At 57.6% G+C, this 16,750-nt stretch carries 15 protein-coding genes; 5 read left to right on the plus strand and 10 right to left on the minus strand.

What is annotated here, in order from left to right; translation table 11 throughout:
* Positions 1 to 16 precede the first annotated feature (16 nt).
* Complete coding sequence (locus tag ACOTXI_RS07620; RefSeq protein WP_023327567.1) at positions 17 to 1,348, plus strand: 2-hydroxycarboxylate transporter family protein; 1,332 nt, start codon at positions 17 to 19, stop codon at positions 1,346 to 1,348.
* 121 nt (positions 1,349 to 1,469) lie between these two features.
* Complete coding sequence (locus tag ACOTXI_RS07625; RefSeq protein WP_021240222.1) at positions 1,470 to 2,111, plus strand: helix-turn-helix domain-containing protein; 642 nt, start codon at positions 1,470 to 1,472, stop codon at positions 2,109 to 2,111.
* Here ACOTXI_RS07625 and ACOTXI_RS07630 read toward each other — a convergent pair.
* Positions 2,104 to 2,403: an ArsR/SmtB family transcription factor gene (locus tag ACOTXI_RS07630; RefSeq protein ID WP_008501755.1), complete on the minus strand. Its 300-nt coding sequence runs from the start codon at positions 2,401 to 2,403 to the stop codon at positions 2,104 to 2,106. The two genes, ACOTXI_RS07625 and ACOTXI_RS07630, sit on opposite strands and share 8 nt — an antisense overlap.
* Positions 2,404 to 2,563: 160 nt before the next feature.
* On the opposite strand from ACOTXI_RS07630, the gene fusA reads away from it, so the two are divergent.
* A complete protein-coding gene (gene fusA / locus ACOTXI_RS07635; protein WP_058654497.1) occupies positions 2,564 to 4,663 on the plus strand; it encodes an elongation factor G in 2,100 nt (699 codons plus the stop codon).
* Between the two features lie 83 nt (positions 4,664 to 4,746).
* On the opposite strand, the gene ACOTXI_RS07640 is transcribed toward fusA, so the two are convergent.
* The 3 genes from ACOTXI_RS07640 to ACOTXI_RS07650 form a co-directional block, all read right to left on the minus strand.
* On the minus strand, positions 4,747 to 5,172 hold the full coding sequence (locus ACOTXI_RS07640; RefSeq protein WP_058654496.1) for a DUF3828 domain-containing protein: 426 nt from the start codon (positions 5,170 to 5,172) through the stop codon (positions 4,747 to 4,749).
* Positions 5,172 to 5,534, minus strand: a complete 363-nt coding sequence (locus ACOTXI_RS07645) for a hypothetical protein (RefSeq protein WP_039025296.1) — start codon at positions 5,532 to 5,534, stop codon at positions 5,172 to 5,174. The genes ACOTXI_RS07640 and ACOTXI_RS07645 overlap by 1 nt, the downstream gene beginning before the upstream one ends.
* A gap of 126 nt (positions 5,535 to 5,660) precedes the next feature.
* Entirely contained in the window at positions 5,661 to 6,233 is a 573-nt protein-coding gene (locus ACOTXI_RS07650; protein ID WP_008501752.1) for a flavin reductase family protein, read from the minus strand.
* Positions 6,234 to 6,341: 108 nt separating this feature from the next.
* On the opposite strand from ACOTXI_RS07650, the gene nhoA reads away from it, so the two are divergent.
* Positions 6,342 to 7,187: an N-hydroxyarylamine O-acetyltransferase gene (nhoA, locus tag ACOTXI_RS07655; protein WP_058654495.1), complete on the plus strand. Its 846-nt coding sequence runs from the start codon at positions 6,342 to 6,344 to the stop codon at positions 7,185 to 7,187.
* Between the two features lie 94 nt (positions 7,188 to 7,281).
* Positions 7,282 to 7,731 (plus strand): hypothetical protein, encoded by a 450-nt coding sequence (locus tag ACOTXI_RS07660; protein ID WP_058654494.1) that lies wholly within the window; start codon positions 7,282 to 7,284, stop codon positions 7,729 to 7,731.
* Between the two features lie 86 nt (positions 7,732 to 7,817).
* On the opposite strand, the gene narI is transcribed toward ACOTXI_RS07660, so the two are convergent.
* The 6 genes from narI to ACOTXI_RS07690 all read right to left on the minus strand — a co-directional run bounded on the left by narI (position 7,818) and on the right by ACOTXI_RS07690 (position 16,670).
* Positions 7,818 to 8,498: a respiratory nitrate reductase subunit gamma gene (narI, locus tag ACOTXI_RS07665; RefSeq protein ID WP_023292322.1), complete on the minus strand. Its 681-nt coding sequence runs from the start codon at positions 8,496 to 8,498 to the stop codon at positions 7,818 to 7,820.
* Entirely contained in the window at positions 8,495 to 9,190 is a 696-nt protein-coding gene (gene narW / locus ACOTXI_RS07670; RefSeq protein ID WP_058654493.1) for a nitrate reductase molybdenum cofactor assembly chaperone, read from the minus strand. Before narW ends, narI begins: the two co-directional genes overlap by 4 nt.
* The gene (gene narH / locus ACOTXI_RS07675; protein ID WP_008501747.1) at positions 9,190 to 10,734 is read right to left on the minus strand and encodes a nitrate reductase subunit beta; all 1,545 of its coding nucleotides are present in this window, start codon (positions 10,732 to 10,734) and stop codon (positions 9,190 to 9,192) included. The genes narW and narH overlap by 1 nt, the downstream gene beginning before the upstream one ends.
* On the minus strand, positions 10,731 to 14,471 hold the full coding sequence (locus ACOTXI_RS07680; RefSeq protein ID WP_058654492.1) for a nitrate reductase subunit alpha: 3,741 nt from the start codon (positions 14,469 to 14,471) through the stop codon (positions 10,731 to 10,733). Before ACOTXI_RS07680 ends, narH begins: the two co-directional genes overlap by 4 nt.
* Before the next feature lie 27 nt (positions 14,472 to 14,498).
* A complete protein-coding gene (locus ACOTXI_RS07685) occupies positions 14,499 to 15,887 on the minus strand; it encodes a NarK family nitrate/nitrite MFS transporter (protein WP_087449386.1) in 1,389 nt (462 codons plus the stop codon).
* 207 nt (positions 15,888 to 16,094) lie between these two features.
* The gene (locus tag ACOTXI_RS07690) at positions 16,095 to 16,670 is read right to left on the minus strand and encodes a TetR family transcriptional regulator (protein WP_021240211.1); all 576 of its coding nucleotides are present in this window, start codon (positions 16,668 to 16,670) and stop codon (positions 16,095 to 16,097) included.
* Positions 16,671 to 16,750: the final 80 nt, after the last annotated feature.

The following is a 16,750-nucleotide window of genomic DNA, read 5'->3' on the forward strand; positions in this document are numbered from 1 at the left end:
AATTTCAGGTGATTATATGAAAGATAATCCTGTACCGACTTCCGCGCTGTCGACCTCGCGTTTTGCTTTTGGGCTTAACACGACCGAGGTGGGCGCGGTTCCGCTGATGCTGTTCGTCGGGATTGCCGCGATTGTGGCGACGTCCGCCTGGGCAGGGCTGCTGCCGAAAAATATGATTGGCGGACTGGCGGTCATCATGACCCTTGGTTTTGCGTTTGCCAAAGTGGGCCGTCAAATCCCCGTGCTGAAGGACATCGGCGGCCCGGCGATCCTGTGTCTGATGGTGCCTTCCGTGCTGGTCTATTTTGGCGCATTCGGGAAACAAACCCTTGATACGGTGCATCTGCTGATGAAGGAGGCGAATCTGCTCTATTTCGTCATCGCCTGCCTGGTGGTTGGCAGCATTCTGGGGATGAACCGGGTGCTGCTGATCCAGGGCATGATGCGCATGTTTGTTCCGCTGGTGGCGGGAACACTGATGGCCGTGCTGAGCGGGCTTATTGTGGGAACGCTGTTTGGGTATACGCCTTACCACACCTTCTTCTTTATCATTGTCCCTATCATTGGCGGTGGAATTGGCGAGGGGATTTTGCCCCTGTCTCTGGCCTATTCGGCAATCCTGGGGCAGACGCCGGACGTCTACGTGGCGCAGCTGGCTCCCGCTGCGGTCGTCGGAAATATCTTCGCCATTATTTGTGCCGGCTCGCTGGCGCGTCTCGGGACGAAACGTCCTGCGCTTTCAGGAAATGGCATGCTCACGCGGAGTAAAGACGACGCCAGCCTGTTCGCCGGGGCGCCTGGCGCTCAGCAGACGGATTTTCATCTGATGGGCGGCGGATTGCTGATGGTGTGCGCGTTTTTCATCGTCGGAGGCTTGTTTGAAAAACTGGTCCATATTCCCGGCCCGGTGCTGATGATCCTGATTGCCGTCCTGTGTAAATACTTCAGGGTGATCCCGGCCTCAATGGAGCAGGGGGCGCACAGCTGCTATAAATTCGTTTCGGCTGCGCTGGTCTGGCCGCTGATGATCGGCCTCGGGATGCTATACGTGCCGCTCGAAAGCGTGGTGTCGGTCTTCTCGGTGGGCTATGTAGTGGTATGCGGATCGGTGGTGATTGCGATGGCGCTGAGCGGCTACGTGATTGCGTCGCGTCTGAATATGTATCCCGTGGAAGCGGCGATTGTGACCTGCTGCCACAGTGGGCTGGGCGGTACGGGAGATGTGGCCATTCTGTCCGCCTCCAACCGCATGTCGCTCATGCCATTCGCGCAGATCGCGACGCGTATTGGCGGTGCCTCAACGGTGATTTTCGCCACGCTGCTGATGGGCTGGATTATGGCGCACTGATTCGAATCGTCAGGATACTGAATCGCAACGACATTTACAGCGTGTGGCTGCGGTTCAGTCCTTTATAAAACTCACCGCGCTGTATAGAATTACCGCAGCCACAGCGACGGGATACCACACGATGACCGGAAGAGTTGATTATCAGATTGAAAAATATCTCCTGACCGAAGCTGCCGAACCGGAGCGCCTGACGCGCCAGTGGGCAGAAGTTCTGGAGGAGTGTCGTGAGCAAAAGGCCGGTGCAGAGGAGCGGCTGCGCCTCGCGTTGCTTAATGTGGATTACGTCACCAGCTTCGAGCTGCCCTTCAGGTTGCTTCTCACCCGTGCGCCCCAGTTGATTGATGCCGTCAGGAAAGAGCTTCAGCTCAGTCAGAAAAATGTTCTTTTCAATGGCAAGCGCTTTGGCTGCGTCTACAGCCTTAAACGGGATCTGGACGGCATACCTGACGAGTTTACCTATCACCTGAAGACGCGGATCCAGCGCAGTGACGCCACGGGCGCGACGGAAGCGTCTTACCGACAAATTGCCCAGCAGGTGAAAGCGCCAAAGGAACGCCTCAAACTGGCGCTGGACAACGGGCTGTCTGTAACCGCGCTCGACGGGCTTTTCTGGTTTGGCATTCAGCGCATCGCGGCTGATGTACAACGGTTACGCAAAACAGGGATGCGGATAGTGACGTCCAACGCCGAGGTGTTCGATACGCTTACCAAAACAACCCGGCAGGTCCCGGTCTATCGCCTGGAAGGGACTGAAATTACTTAACCTGCAGCAGGATCGCCATCAACCCTGGAAAACGGGTATCCAGATCGTCTCGTCGCAATGAAATCATGTTTTCGCGTCCCTGCGGACGCTGCCAGATGACCCCGCTGTCGCGCAATACGCGCCAGTGATGGGTCATCGTGGACTTCACCACGTCCTCCGGGCGCAGCGCGTTACAGCTCAGTTCGCTGCCGTCGGCGAGCCGGCGAATAATCGATAGCCGGAGCGGGTTGCCGAGGGCAAACAGCACATTTTCCAGCAGTATTTGTTCTGTTTCAGGGTGGTTAGGGATCATCGTTTTCCTGCGTATGGCGTCAGATTGAGCTATATCAACAATAGGTCAACCCTTAAAAAATAGTTCGATAATACTCGTACAATAGGACTATTATAGCAAACGAACGAATGCACGACCATCCTGGTCGTCACAAACACGTCATACTGACTAAGGAAATATCATGCCCCGACCCATCCCTCTCGAACGTTATCGCAACATCGGTATCTCCGCGCATATCGATGCCGGTAAAACCACCACCACCGAGCGCATCCTGTTTTATACCGGGATGAGCCACAAGCTGGGTGAAGTACACGATGGCGCGGCAACCACTGACTGGATGGCGCAGGAGCAAGAGCGCGGGATCACCATTACGTCCGCGGCGGTCAGCTGCTTCTGGCCAGGCATGGACAGAGGGTATGAGCCGCACCGGATTAACATCATCGACACCCCGGGGCACGTGGATTTCACCATTGAGGTGGAACGTTCCATGCGCGTCCTCGACGGTGCCGTGATGGTATATGACTCCGTGGGCGGCGTGCAGCCGCAGTCGGAAACCGTCTGGCGTCAGGCCAATAAATATCACGTACCGCGTCTGGCCTTCGTCAACAAAATGGACCGTCCGGGTGCCGACTTCTTCCGCGTCGTGCGGATGATGCAGGAACGCCTGAAGGCCAATCCGGTGCCGATTGTCATCCCGGTGGGTGCCGAAGATCACTTCACCGGCGTGGTGGATCTGATCAAAATGCGCACCATTCTGTGGGACGATGCGACGCAGGGCATGGTGTTTACCTATGCCCCCGTGCCGGACGATTTAGCCAGTACCGCCCAGGAATGGCGGGAAAAAATGGTCTCTGCGGCGGCGGAAGCCAGCGATGAACTGATGGACAAGTACCTGGAAACCGGCGACCTGACGGAAGCGGAAATTATTAAAGGGCTGCGTATTCGCACTATCTCGGGCGAGATCCAGCCGATGCTCTGCGGCAGCGCGTTTAAAAACAAAGGGGTGCAGCGCATGCTCGATGCGGTGATCGAGCTGATGCCGTCGCCGCTGGACGTGCCGGCCATTGATGGCGTGGATGAAAAAGGGCAGCACGCGGAGCGTCACCCGAGCGATGATGAGCCGTTCTCGGCGCTGGCGTTCAAGCTGATGAGCGATCCGTACGTCGGGCAGCTGACCTTTATCCGCGTCTACTCTGGCGTGCTGCGTAAAGGCGACGCGGTGTATAACCCGGTAAAAGGGAAGAAAGAGCGCATCGGGCGAATCGTACTGATGCATGCCAACGATCGCCACGAGGTGGACGAACTGCGCGCCGGGGATATCGCGGCCTGCGTGGGGCTGAAAGACGTAACCACCGGCGACACGCTCACCGATCCGAACGCCGTCATTACGCTTGAGCGCATGGAGTTCCCGGACCCGGTGATCTCGCTGGCGATTGAGCCGAAAACCAAAGGCGATCAGGAGAAAATGGGCATCGCGCTGCAGCGTCTGGCGGCGGAAGATCCGTCTTTCCGCCTGCACACTGACGACGAGTCCGGTCAGACCATTATCTCCGGGATGGGTGAGCTACACCTTGAGATTATCGTCGATCGCATGAAGCGTGAGTTTGGCGTCGAGGCAAATATCGGTCGTCCGCAGGTGACCTACCGTGAAACCCTGCGTAAAACGGTGAAGGACATCGAAGGCAAATTTGTCCGACAGTCCGGCGGTAAAGGGCAGTACGGCCATGTGGTCCTGAGTCTGGAGCCGCTGGAGCCAGGAAGTGGTTTTAAATTTGAAGATGCCACCAAGGGCGGCGTGGTGCCGCGCGAGTATATCCCGTCCGTTGAGAAAGGGCTGCGGGAAGCGATGAACAGCGGCGTGCTGGCGGGCTATCCGGTCGTCGATGTCAAAGCGACGCTGACGTTTGGCTCGTATCACGACGTCGACTCCTCGGAGATGGCGTTCCGCATGGCGGCGATCCTCGGTTTTAAAGAGGGCGCCCGCAGGGCGGATCCGGTGATCCTTGAGCCGATCATGCACGTGGAGGTGGAAACACCGGAAGAGTACGCCGGTAACATCATGGGCGATCTCTCTTCCCGCCGCGGCATGGTGCAGGGGATGGCAGAGCAGTACGGAAGCCAGATTATTCGCGCTGACGTGCCGCTGGCGGAGATGTTTGGTTATGCCACGACATTGCGCTCGATGTCCCAGGGACGCGCGACGTATACGATGGAGTTCCACCATTTTGCGGAAGCCCCGCGGAATGTTGCGGATGAGATTATTGCACGGCGTGCGAAGTAGTTAAGTAATTGTACAGGGTAGCCGCCAGGCTACCCTGTGCTTTTTCACCCTCACGAGGGGGCGCTTCTTTCCCTGGCTCGTGGTTACTTAATCAGCGTGGCCGAACGAACTTTCCATTTTCCTTTTTCCTGAACGAGACAATCTGCGACAACGTGATCTTGTTTCTGACCGAATGCGACATAAACGTTGGTGCAAACGGCATCAAAATCAGAATGCAGAACGGTTATCTGATCCCAGTCCTCATCCCAATCCTGTGATTTGATGAACATATCCGCATCGGGCATGTCTTTTTCGTTACTGTCTCCTGAGTACATCTCCTTAATTGCAGCAATTGTCCCTGACGCAACGTATTCATTCATGATGTCTGGATTCAGCACTGGCGGTTTGTCCTGATTCAGCTGAGCGATATACCATTGATTGAATTTAAGCGCAGCCTGGTCTGGTGAAGATAGGCTATCTGCGACCGCGAAGGGAGACAGGGCAAAAAGAAAAAAGCAGAGTATTTTCATTAGTCGTGCCTGAACAGTTCGTAATGAGGCTGTATGTTTCGGTAAGCCTGTCCCGGATACAGGGTGCGTTGTACAAAATCGCTTATCCACTGCTGACCATCATAAATGCAAACGTGCCCGCTATCGTGACCCACTATATTTTGGATAACGGCTACGTCTCCGGCATGAGGTTGATCGTATACCAGGCGGAATCCAGCGTTGACCAATGTACGCCCCATATCTTTTGCCAGACGCGTATTGGAAATTTTTAATTTTCCCCCCGTTCTGATCGCTTCGGTGACGTAGCGAGCACAATAACCGGTGCTCTTCGGTTGGGCGTGTGATTTTGCATAGGAGATTGCGCCATCTTTATTCCATGACATTGATATTTCCTTAACGGGAGAGTGCTAATGCAGCAACTCCGGAAATATCCTCCGTTTTACAACGCAAGAGTAAACATAAAATGCCATAGAAATTTACTATAATTCAGTGGGATATGATTAAGAATATCAATCCAGCGCCTTCACCATCTTCCCGCTCGCCACAAACGTCCCGGCTCCAAGATGATGCAGGGTATTGAGCTTATCCCCGTCAAACTGCCAGCGTCCGGCAATAAACGCCCGCTCATCCGCTGCCGCTGAAACCACTTCACCAAACAGCGTGTCATATTTCTCTGCAGCGGAGGTCACGGGTAATAACCGGCATTCCATCCACGCCAGGCATTTCTCTTCAATGACCGGCAGGCCGAGCTCCGGGCCATTCACGACCGGGATCCCGTAGCAGTTGAATTTGTCCTCGTCGCGCCCGCTGACGCTGCCCACCGCGTAAGTCCAGTTGGCCGCCGCCACGCCGGGGATGACGATGCCAAATTTCCCGCTGCGTTCGATCAGTTCGCGTGACCAGGTACTTTTATCCACGACTATCGCGATGCGTGGCGGTTCAAACTCAACGGGCATGGACCATGCGGCGGCCATAACGTTACGTCTGTCGAGCGTTTCATCACGACTGGTAATCAGTACGGTAGGACCGTGGTTCAGCAGACGGCTGGCATGACGTAATTCAACAGGGCGAAAGTGGCTCATAGGATCTCCTCATCTGTAACGATGAGTATGACGAAAAAGCACGTAAATCAAAGTGAGCGCGTAGAATTAGTTTATAAACACAGCATCACTATCAAAGGAAACTGATATATGTCCCCCTTTCTGACCGCCTATTTCGCCCGCATCGGCTGGAAGCAACCGGCTTCTGCTGATATAGACACCCTGCGCGCACTGCATTTACATCACAACTGCGCGATCCCGTTTGAGAATATCGATGTCGTCCTGCCGCGCGAAATTCATCTCGAAGACCAGTGTCTGGTCGACAAATTGCTGACCGCCCGCCGTGGGGGATACTGCTTTGAGCAAAACGGCCTGTTTGAGCGGGTATTGCGTGACGTCGGGTTTACCGTGCGCAGCGTATTGGGGCGCGTGGTATTAGCGAGCCCGCCGCAAATGCCGCCGCGCACGCACCGCCTGCTGCTGGTGGAGCTTAACGGTGAGCGCTGGATTGCGGACGTGGGGTTTGGCGGCCAGACGCTGACGGCGCCGATTCGTTTACTCGCTAACGAGGAGCAGGAAACGCCGCACGGTCTGTATCGTCTGCTGAGCGAGGGCAACGACTGGGTGCTGCAGTTCCGCCACCACGAGCACTGGCAGTCGATGTACCACTTTGACCTGACGACGCAGTATTTCAGCGATTACGTGATGGGGAATTTCTGGTCGGCGCACTGGCCGCAGTCGCATTTCCGCCATCATCTGCTGATGTGCCGCCATCTGCCGGACGGCGGCAAGCTGACGCTGACCAACTTCAACTTTACCCAGTGGCAGAACGGTCATGTGGAGGAGCAGATCCATTTGCCGGATGCGGAGGCGCTGTATAAGCTGCTGCAGGAGCGGTTTGGCCTGGGCGTTGATGACCCGAAGCACGCCTTTACCCTGGCCGAGCTGACGGCGGTGATGGCGGGGTTTGATACGCATCCGCAGGCCGGGAAATAGCCCGGTGGCGGCTACGCCTTACCGGGCCTACGGGTGATCGAACACAGGCCGCCACCCGGCAGATTAGTTTAAACATCGTCAAAGGCATGCTGATATGGAAATCTTGTTGCGGAATAAATTCAGTTCAGTGGGAATGTTACTCGGGGTTATTGCACTGCTTCTCTCATTAGTGCAGTTCACCTTTGGTCCTTTTTCGACAAAATCGACGACCCTTGAAATTGTTGTGGCTGAAAAGGTTTCGGCGGTAAAAAAAGGCATCATTGCTGGCATAAAGGGAGAACAGCCGGTCGTTGAGGCAAAAAAGAAAGCGTTCGATATCGACAGCATTCTTATCAATAGCGGAATCATTTTATCCGTTGTGGCATTAGGGCTTGCCTTCACGGCTGGGATGCGCAAAGAGAACAGATGGGGGGTGAGTGGTGCACTGTTTTTTTCCGGGGCCACGCTCGCTTTTCATGCGGCGTTACTGGCTTTTGGTCTGATTGTCGCAGTGTTGCTTCTGCTGTTGGTTATTTCAGTCGTCAGCGGAAGTACTTTGTTCTGACATTGCGGCCCGGTGGCGTCTACACCTGACCGGGCCTACGTGCGTGTGAACGTAGGTCGGGTAAGGCGTAGCCGCCACCCGACAAATCAACGGCGCGATCTCACCACCTGATACCGCCGCGTAAAGTACTCAAACGGCGCGCTCCACACGTGCACCAGGCGGGTGAAGGGGAAGATGAGGAAGATCGTCATCCCCAACACCAGATGCACGCGGAAGATTGGCGCCACGCCGCTCAGCATTTCTGATGAACCGCCCTTAAACGTCACGATCCCCTGCGCCCAGCCCACCAGCTTCATCATCTCGCTTCCGTCAGGATATTGCGCGGAGAAAGGAATGGTCGATAGCCCCAGAATGCACTGTATCAGCAGGATACTCATAATGATGATATCCGGCGTGGTGGAAGTGGCACGCACCCGCTGGTTGAACAGGCGGCGAATAAGCAGCATCGACCCGCCGATCAGCGTCAGCACGCCGCATATACCTCCCGCAATCATGGCCAGCTGCTGCTTAACCGCGACGGGTAAAAACCAGGCGTACATCCAGTGCGGGGTTAACATGCCGAACAGGTGCCCGAAAAAAATCCCCAGGATCCCGATATGAAACAGGTTAGAACCCCAGTTCATCCCGCGTTTGCTGAGCATCTGGCTTGACGAGGCGCGCCAGGTGTACTGTCCGTAGTCGTAGCGCAACCAGCTACCGAGGAAAAAGACGGTGGCGCAGATGTACGGATAAATGTCATAGAAAAACACGTTCAGGTAGTGTGTCATTTTGGGCCTCCGGCGCTGACGTCCACGTACTGCGGCGCGACGTCCTGGCTAAAGCGTCGTTGATATTGCTGCATCGGCGAGCTGTCGCACGATGTGGCGTTGTCTTCGATAAACTTCACCTGTTCCTCTTCCCACACGGCGTCCAGCGCCTGACGGGTATCATCCCGTTTTTCACCGGACACCTGTTTCGCCACGCTGTCGCTGGAAAGCCGCGTTCCCGCCAGCGCCAGCAGGGCGTCAAACAGCTGATAGTGCGCCACGCCGCGCTGCTTCAGGCGGCCGCCGATCAGCGCCAGGATCGGTGCGACGTTTTGCAGCCCGTCACGCGCTTCGTCATCGGATACGATGCTCAGGTATTCCAGGTAGAGCGGCAGGTAGTCCGGCAGCTCGCGGCAGTCCAGCTCAAGACCCGCTTTCTCATACTGGCTCATCAGGTCGACCATCGCCTGGCCGCGATCGCGGGACTCGGCGTGAACGTGCTCGAACAGCAGCAGGGACGTTGCGCGCCCGCGTTCAAACACTTCGCACCATTCGGCCTGCTTATCCAGCAGCGGGGCGCTCAGGTGCTGCTGCGCAAACGGCAGCAGCATGGGCGCGTCCTGCGCAATTAACGAAAGCGCTTCATCACGGTTTTCCCACAGGGTCTCATCGGGATACTCGATCAGCAGCGCGATGATTTTGAGGATCTGCATTACTCTCCCTCCCCGTGTTCGCGCACCTCGGTGATGTTGATCGCGTCGATGCGGCTGCTGTTGAAGAGGTTGAATTTCGTATCGGAGCCGTGGCAGCCGTCGCCGAAGGTGAAGCCGCAGCCGTTTTTCTCCGGGAAGGCGTCGCGCGCCATTTCGCGGTGGCTGGTCGGGATCACGAAGCGGTCTTCGTAGTTGGCAATCGCCAGATAGCGGTACATCTCCTCAACCTGCGCTTCGGTCAGGCCGACCTCTTCAATGGCGCGGGTATCGGTCACGCCTTCCACGGTCTGGGAACGCTTGTAGTGACGCATTGCCATCATGCGCTTCAGCGCGCGCAGCACCGGGCCGGTATCGCCCGCGCTGAGCATGTTCGCCAGATACTGCACCGGAATGCGCAGGCTTTCGACTGCGGGAAGAACGCCGTCGCTCTGCGGCAGGCCGCCGGCGTCCGCGTAGGACTGAATCGGCGACAGCGGCGGCACGTACCAGACCATCGGCAGGGTGCGGTATTCCGGGTGCAGCGGCAGGGCCAGCTTCCAGTCCATCGCCATTTTGTAGACCGGGGAACGCTGGGCGGCGTCAATCACGTTCTGCGGAATACCCTGCTTCAGCGCTTCCTCAATCACCGCCGGATCGTTCGGGTTGAGGAACACGTCGCACTGGCGCTCGTACAGATCGGTTTCATGCTCGGTGCTGGCCGCCTCTTCAATACGGTCCGCGTCATACAGCAGCACGCCGAGGTAGCGGATGCGCCCGACGCAGGTTTCCGAGCAGACGGTCGGCTGGCCGGACTCAATGCGCGGGTAGCAGAAGATGCATTTTTCAGACTTGCCGCTCTTCCAGTTGAAGTAGATTTTCTTGTAGGGACAGCCGCTGATGCACAGGCGCCAGCCGCGGCATTTGTCCTGGTCGATCAGCACAATGCCGTCCTCTTCGCGCTTGTAGATGGCGCCGCTCGGACAGGTGGCCACGCAGCTCGGGTTGAGACAGTGCTCGCACAGGCGCGGCAGGTACATCATGAAGGTGTTTTCGAACTGGCCGTACATCTCCTTCTGGATCTTCTGGAAGTTACGGTCGCGGGCGCGTTTTTCGAACTCGCCCCCCAGCAGCTCCTCCCAGTTGGGGCCCCAGACGATTTTGTCCATCCGCTTGCCGTCAATCAGCGAGCGCGGGCGGGCGGTAGGGAGGTGATCCCCCTCCGGGGCGCGGTGCAGATCCTGATAGTCAAAGGTGAAGGGTTCGTAATAATCGTCAATCTGCGGCAGGACGGGGTTGGCGAAAATCTTCGACAGCACGCCCATTTTGCCGCCGAGGCGTGGGGTCAGCTTGCCGTGAATGCCGCGGATCCAGCCGCCTTGCCACTCCTCCTGATCCTCCCAGTTTTTCGGGTAGCCGATCCCCGGTTTGGTCTCCACGTTGTTGAACCACGCATATTCCATCCCTTCACGCCCGGTCCAGACGTTCTTGCAGGTGACCGAGCAGGTGTGGCAGCCGATGCATTTATCGAGATTCAGAACCATGCCAACCTGTGAGCGTATTTTCATTTTTTCGCCTCCTGGACCTGATCCCGACCTTCGCCGTCCAGCCAGTTAATGTTTTTCATTTTGCGGATCATGATGAACTCGTCGCGGTTGGAGCCGACGGTGCCGTAATAGTTAAAGCTGTACGCCAGCTGGGCGTAGCCGCCGATCATATGCGTCGGTTTCGGGCAGACGCGGGTGACAGAGTTGTGGATCCCGCCGCGCCGTCCGGTCACCTCGGAACCCGGAATGTTCAGGATGCGCTCCTGAGCGTGATACATCATGGTCATGCCCGGCGGCACGCGCTGGCTGACCACCGCGCGGGCGGTGAGGGCGCCGTTGGCGTTGAAGGCCTCGATCCAGTCGTTGTCCTCAATGCCCAGCTCGCGCGCGTCGGTTTCGCTGATCCAGACGATGGGGCCGCCACGCGACAGGGTCTGCATCAGCAGGTTTTCGCTGTAGGTGGAGTGAATGCCCCATTTCTGGTGCGGCGTGAGGAAATTGAGCGCTTTTTCCGGGAAGCCGTTCGGCGGGATCTCGCGCATATGGGTGACGCTGCGGGTGTCAATCGGTGGACGATAGGCCACCAGGCTCTCTCCGAACGCGCGCATCCAGGGATGATCCTGATACAGCTGCTGGCGGCCGGAAAGGGTACGCCACGGGATCAGCTCGTGAACGTTGGTATAGCCCGCGTTATAGGAGACGTGCTCGCTCTCCAGGCCGGACCAGGTCGGGCTGGAGATGATTTTACGCGGCTGCGCCTGGATATCGCGGAAGCGGATCTTCTCGTCTTCCTTGTTCAGCGCCAGATGGGTGTGATTGCGCCCGGTCAGCTCGCCGAGCGCTTCCCAGGCCTTCACCGCCACCTGGCCGTTGGTTTCCGGCGCAAGGGCGAGGATCACCTCTGAAGCGTCAATGGCAGTTTCAATGCGCGGGCGGCCTTTCGCCGGGCCGTCGAGCTTGACGTAGTTGAGCTTGCCGAGGAAATCGACCTCGCTCTGCGTGTTCCACGATATGCCTTTCCCGCCGTTGCCGAGCTTATCCATCAGCGGGCCGAGGGCGGTGAAGCGTTCGTAAGTTTCCGGGTAGTTCCGCTCGACGACCGCGATGTTCGGCGCCGTTTTACCGGGGATCAAATCGCATTCCCCTTTGCGCCAGTCCTGAATATCAAACGGCTGCGACAGCTCCGCCGGGGAGTCATGCTGTAGCGGCTGTAGCACTACATCGGTTTCGGTGCCGAGATGCCCGACGCAGACCTCGGAGAAGACGTTGGCGATGCCCTTGTAGATCTCCCAGTCGCTGCGGGACTCCCACGCCGGGTCGACGGCGGCCGAGAGCGGGTGAATAAACGGATGCATGTCCGAGGTATTCATATCGTCTTTTTCATACCAGGTGGCGGTCGGCAGGACGATATCCGAGAACAGGCAGGTGCTGGACATGCGGAAGTCGAGCGTCACCAGCAGGTCGAGCTTGCCCTCAATGGCGGCGGTCTGCCACTCCACTTCCTCAGGCTTCACGTCGTCGGTTGAGCCTAAATCCTCGCCCTGAATCCCGCTCTCGGTGCCGAGCAGGTATTTCAGCATGTACTCATGGCCTTTCCCGGACGAGCCGAGCAGGTTAGAGCGCCAGACGAACAGGTTGCGCGGGTGGTTCTTACCGCTGTCCGGCTGCTCGCAGGCGAAGCGGATCTCGCCCGATTTTAACGCCTGAATGGTGTACGCCTGCGGCGTGATGCCCGCCGCGTCCGCGCGGGCTTTGATGTGCAGCGGGTTGAGGTTGAGCTGCGGCGCCGACGGCAGCCAGCCCATGCGCTCGGCGCGGACGTTGAAATCAATCAGGTGGCCGGTGAACCTCGAGGCGTCCGCCAGCGGGGAGAGCAGCTCCTGCGCGGTCAGCTTCTCGTAGCGCCACTGGCTGGCGTGGTTGTAGAAGAAGGAGGTGCTGTTCATCTGGCGCGGCGGACGGTTCCAGTCCAGCGCGAAGGCCAGCGGCAGCCAGCCGGTTTGCGGGCGCAGCTTCTCCTGGCCGACATAGTGCGACCAGCCGCCGCCGCTCTGCCCGACGCAGCCGCAGAAGACCAGCATGTTGATCATCCCGCGGTAGTTCATGTCCATGTGGTACCAGTGGTTCACCCCTGCACCGAGAATGATCATCGACCGGCCGTGGGTTTTGTGCGCCGTGTCGGCAAACTCGCGGGCGATTTTTTCAATCAGCCGGGCGGGCACGCCGGTGATCTGCTCGCCCCAGGCGGGGGTATAGGCTTTGACCTGGTCATAGCTTTCTGCAGCGTTGCTGTCCTCCAGACCGCGGTCGAGACCGTAGTTCGCCAGCACCAGATCGTAAACGCTGACTACCCGTTTCTCGCTGCCGTCGGCGAGGGTCAGGGTTTTGCTCGGCACGCGGCGCGTCAGCACCGGCTCCTGCTTCACGCTGCGGAAATGCGGGTTCTCGTTGCCGCCAAAGTAGGGGAAGGCGACATCGGCCACGCTGTCGTGGGTAATGAGCAGCGACAGCGTCAGTTCGGTGTCGTGGCCCGCAGCCTGTGGCTCCAGGTTCCATTTGCCTTTTTCTCCCCAGCGAAAGCCGATGGAGCCGTTTGGCACCACCAGGTTTCCGGCTACGTCAAAGGCGACGGTCTTCCATTCCGGGTTATTGGCTTCCCCCAGCCCGTCGACAAGGTCCGAGGCGCGCAGCATACGTCCCGGCACCACGCGACCGTCTTCCTGCTCGTCCAGCAGCACCAGCATCGGCATATCGGTATAGCGGCGGCAGTAGTTAAGGAAGTAGTCGCTCGGGTTATCGAGGTGAAATTCTTTGAGGATCACGTGGCCCATCGCCATGGCGAGGGCGCTGTCGGTGCCCTGTTTGGGGGACAGCCACTGGTCGCTCAGCTTCGCCACCTCCGAGAAGTCCGGCGTGATGGCGACGGTTTTGGTGCCCTTGTAGCGCACCTCGGTGAAGAAATGGGCGTCCGGGGTTCGGGTCTGCGGCACGTTCGAGCCCCAGGCGATGATATAGCTGGAGTTGTACCAGTCGGCGGACTCCGGCACGTCGGTCTGCTCGCCCCAGGTCATCGGCGACGCCGGAGGCAGGTCGCAGTACCAGTCGTAGAAGCTCAGGCAGGTACCGCCCAGCAGGGAAAGATAGCGCGTGCCGGCGGCGTAGGAGACCATCGACATCGCCGGAATAGGGGAAAAACCGGCCACGCGGTCCGGACCATAGTTTTTGATGGTCCAGACGTTGGCGGCGGCAATCAGCTGGTTCAGCTCTTTCCAGTTCGAGCGGATAAACCCGCCTTTACCCCGCGCCTTCCTGTAGCTTTGCGCCTTTTGCGGATCGCTCTGGATGGCGTCCCAGGCCAGCACCGGATCTGTATGCTGCGCCAGCGCCTCGCGCCACAGCTCAATCAGCCTGCGGCGCACCAGCGGGTATTTAAGACGGTTGGCGCTATAGAGATACCACGAGTAGCTTGCGCCACGCGGGCAGCCGCGCGGTTCGTGGTTGGGCAGGTCAGGGCGGGTGCGCGGATAGTCGGTCTGCTGGGTTTCCCAGGTCACGAGGCCGTTTTTAACGTAAATCTTCCAGCTGCAGGAGCCGGTACAGTTCACGCCGTGGGTGGAGCGCACGATCTTGTCGAACTGCCAGCGCTGACGGTAGCCGTCCTCCCAGTCGCGGTTGGTGTTATATACCTGCCCGTGCCCGTTGGCGAAGCTGTCCCCCTTTGTTTTGAAATAACGAAAGCGATCCAACAGTTTGCTCATGACATTTCTCCTGCTTCGGACGTGTAGTTATTGTTTTTTTGCGGATTTGCGGCCATACACCAGCCAGGTAACGAGCACGCAGACGATGTAAAACACGAGGAACACCTTCATGGCACCGACCGGCGATCCGGTCATTGCCAGCGAGGTGCCAAAGGCTTTGGGAATGAAGAACCCGCCAACGGCGCCGATAGCGGAGATAAAGCCCAGCGCGGCGGCGGTCTCTGTCACCGCTTCGTGCTGCGCCTGCTCGTCCGTGCCGCCCTGTTTTTTGACGCGGTCGAGCGTGATTTGGCGGAAGATAATCGCGATCATCTGGAAGGTCGATCCGCTGCCGAGCCCGGCGGTGAGGAACAGCCCCATAAAGACCAGATAGAACGCGACGAAGCTGCCGGAGCCAGAGCCGGGCAGCGTCAGGAAGATCAGGGCGCTGAAGAGGGCCATAAAAACGAAGTTAATCAGCGTGACCCGGACGCCGCCCAGTTTGTCAGAGATCATCCCGCCCGCTGATCGCGCCAGCGCACCGATTAGGGGGCCAAAGAAGGCGAGGTGCAGAATGTTGACGTCCGGAAACTGGGTTTTTGACAGCATGGCAAAGCCCGCCGAGAAGCCGATAAACGAGCCGAAGGTCGCCAGATAGAGAAGGCTCAGCAGCCAGAGATGAAAGCGCTTCAGCACCGGGAGCTGGCTGGCGATAGAGGCCTTGGAGCTGGCGATATCGTTCATTCCAAAGAAGGCCGCAAGGGTGGCCAGCAGCAGCAGCGGCGCCCATATCCAGGCCGCATTGGCCAGCCACAGGGTGGAACCGTCATCCTGCGGTACGCCCTCCACGCCCAGGAAGGTAAACATCGGCAGGAAGATCACCAGCGGCGCGACCAGCTGCATCACGCTGACGCCCAGGTTGCCGAGCCCGCCGTTAATACCGAGCGCGCTACCCTGTTTTGCCTTGGGGAAGAAGAAGCTGATGTTGCCCATGCTGGAGGCAAAGTTGGCGCCTGCAAAGCCGCAGAGCAGGGCAATCACAATAAAGATCCAGTAAGGCGTCGCGGTGTTCTGAATGGCCATCCCCAGCCAGACGCAGGGAATGATCAGGATGACGGTACTCAATACCGTCCAGTATCGTCCGCCAAATATGGGTACCATAAACGAATAGGGGACGCGCAATATCGCGCCGGAGAGAGAAGGTAATGCCGTTAGCATAAAAAGTTGATCGGTGGTGAAATTAAATCCGACTTTATTCAGATTGACGGCAATGGCGCTAAATAACATCCAGACGCAAAACGCTAACAGCAAACAGGCGACAGAAATCCACAGGTTTCTTCGCGCGATATGTTTTCCTTTGTTTTCCCAAAATTGCACATTTTCCGGTTTCCAGTTACTTAACAGATGCGGATTACTCTTCTCACTTTGTTGTGACATATCACCCTCTTGCTCGCCAGAATGAAGAGAAAACAAATGAAAACAGTTAGATAGATGTGAGTGTGCTGGTTGGTTTATTGGATGTTTTTAGATACAACTGAAAGGATAGATAAAAAAGCGAACCCCTGAGATTCGAAAGAAAATATGGGTTCGCTTAATGTGTTACTAATTGTAAAACTCGCGGTAAATAATACTCCGTTGGGAGTATTAACCCAATTCGAGGGAGATAAGTTTATCGAGATGCTTATTAAACGCCGCATCGTCCATTTCGGGCATATTTAAAATCGTGATCCCATCAAGCCCACAAACCAGCCCGATCAATCGCCAGGCAATATTTTCCGCGCGATCGGTAAGCGTAAAGGCGTTGGCCTCCGCCCCGGCGCGGATAATCGCCACGGTCTCCTGATGCCACATCTCCATGGTCAGGGCGTAAGCCGCGTTGATTTCAGGATCCCGGCTGGCGAGAATTTGAGCTTCCCGCCAGAGGCGAATGTAAGGCTCAAGCCCGCCGTCGTCACTGCCGAGCATGCTGTGCAGCCGTTCCCGCCAGCTGGCGTTTTCACCCACCACGTCGGCATCCAGCAGCTCGCGGATCACGCGCACAAAGGCCAGCGATTTTAGCTCGCCGCCGGAGGCGAAGTGGTGGTGGACCTGTCCGGTCGCGACGCCTGCTTCTGCGGCAATTCGCCGTACCGTCATGGCTGCCAGCCCCTCGGCCAGCGCCACGCGCATCGCGGCCTGCAGGATCGCTTCCCGTCTCTCTTCCTTGCTCAAATATTGCATTTTTCACTACTCTCAATAGGAATGAAACGAGTGTAACAAAAAGCTGGACATACGTTCAACTTTACGTAGGATCGCAATCT

Source organism: Enterobacter cloacae complex sp. BZL2005 (assembly GCF_049238885.1).
Lineage (GTDB): Bacteria > Pseudomonadota > Gammaproteobacteria > Enterobacterales > Enterobacteriaceae > Enterobacter > Enterobacter roggenkampii.

What these genes read in the sequence shown, in the direction of transcription:
- narI (WP_023292322.1), bottom strand. Translation starts at nt 8,498, where the DNA reads ATGACACACTACCTGAACGTGTTTTTCTATGACATTTATCCGTACATC.
- ACOTXI_RS07620 (WP_023327567.1), top strand. Translation starts at nt 17, where the DNA reads ATGAAAGATAATCCTGTACCGACTTCCGCGCTGTCGACCTCGCGTTTT.
- fusA (WP_058654497.1), top strand. Translation starts at nt 2,564, where the DNA reads ATGCCCCGACCCATCCCTCTCGAACGTTATCGCAACATCGGTATCTCC.
- narW (WP_058654493.1), bottom strand. Translation starts at nt 9,190, where the DNA reads ATGCAGATCCTCAAAATCATCGCGCTGCTGATCGAGTATCCCGATGAG.
- ACOTXI_RS07690 (WP_021240211.1), bottom strand. Translation starts at nt 16,670, where the DNA reads ATGCAATATTTGAGCAAGGAAGAGAGACGGGAAGCGATCCTGCAGGCC.
- narH (WP_008501747.1), bottom strand. Translation starts at nt 10,734, where the DNA reads ATGAAAATACGCTCACAGGTTGGCATGGTTCTGAATCTCGATAAATGC.
- ACOTXI_RS07680 (WP_058654492.1), bottom strand. Translation starts at nt 14,471, where the DNA reads ATGAGCAAACTGTTGGATCGCTTTCGTTATTTCAAAACAAAGGGGGAC.
- ACOTXI_RS07660 (WP_058654494.1), top strand. Translation starts at nt 7,282, where the DNA reads ATGGAAATCTTGTTGCGGAATAAATTCAGTTCAGTGGGAATGTTACTC.
- ACOTXI_RS07650 (WP_008501752.1), bottom strand. Translation starts at nt 6,233, where the DNA reads ATGAGCCACTTTCGCCCTGTTGAATTACGTCATGCCAGCCGTCTGCTG.
- nhoA (WP_058654495.1), top strand. Translation starts at nt 6,342, where the DNA reads ATGTCCCCCTTTCTGACCGCCTATTTCGCCCGCATCGGCTGGAAGCAA.
- ACOTXI_RS07630 (WP_008501755.1), bottom strand. Translation starts at nt 2,403, where the DNA reads ATGATCCCTAACCACCCTGAAACAGAACAAATACTGCTGGAAAATGTG.
- ACOTXI_RS07625 (WP_021240222.1), top strand. Translation starts at nt 1,470, where the DNA reads ATGACCGGAAGAGTTGATTATCAGATTGAAAAATATCTCCTGACCGAA.
- ACOTXI_RS07685 (WP_087449386.1), bottom strand. Translation starts at nt 15,887, where the DNA reads ATGTCACAACAAAGTGAGAAGAGTAATCCGCATCTGTTAAGTAACTGG.
- ACOTXI_RS07640 (WP_058654496.1), bottom strand. Translation starts at nt 5,172, where the DNA reads ATGAAAATACTCTGCTTTTTTCTTTTTGCCCTGTCTCCCTTCGCGGTC.
- ACOTXI_RS07645 (WP_039025296.1), bottom strand. Translation starts at nt 5,534, where the DNA reads ATGTCATGGAATAAAGATGGCGCAATCTCCTATGCAAAATCACACGCC.